1 protein-coding gene is annotated in these 381 nt (G+C 41.7%); it reads left to right on the top strand.

Translation table 11 applies throughout. The features are described from left to right. Positions 1-91 precede the first annotated feature (91 nt). Positions 92-381 (top strand): SLOG family protein (locus tag KH400_RS22160; RefSeq protein ID WP_312889332.1); only part of this gene is annotated, 290 nt, incomplete at its 3' end.

The following is a 381-nucleotide window of genomic DNA, read 5'->3' as shown; positions in this document are numbered from 1 at the left end:
CATCAACACTTTAACTGCGGTGGACCTTGCTGTAACAGATAAAGTGAAATGGGACTTTTATAAGTCCCTTTTTTTAAAAGCAGGTGAAAAAATGAAAATTATTGCTGTCACAGGGTACAAGCCATTTGAGCTTGGGATCTTCAAACAAGACGAGCCTGCACTTCAATACATAAAAGCGGAACTTCGGAAAAGGCTGGCGGCACTCATTGAAAACGGGCTGGAATGGGTGCTCATTTCAGGTCAGCTAGGTGCAGAAATATGGACAGCTGAAGTGGTCTTTGAGCTTCAAGAGGAGTTTCCAGATTTAAAACTTGCTGTCATTACACCATTTTATGAACAGGAAGAGCGCTGGAATGAACAAAATAAAGAGCTGTATGAAGG

The organism is Desertibacillus haloalkaliphilus (genome assembly GCF_019039105.1).
Taxonomy (GTDB): Bacteria; Bacillota; Bacilli; order Bacillales; family KJ1-10-99; genus Desertibacillus; species Desertibacillus haloalkaliphilus.
Note: the sequence above shows the minus strand (reverse complement) of the source record. Positions and strands in the feature narration are given on the sequence as shown.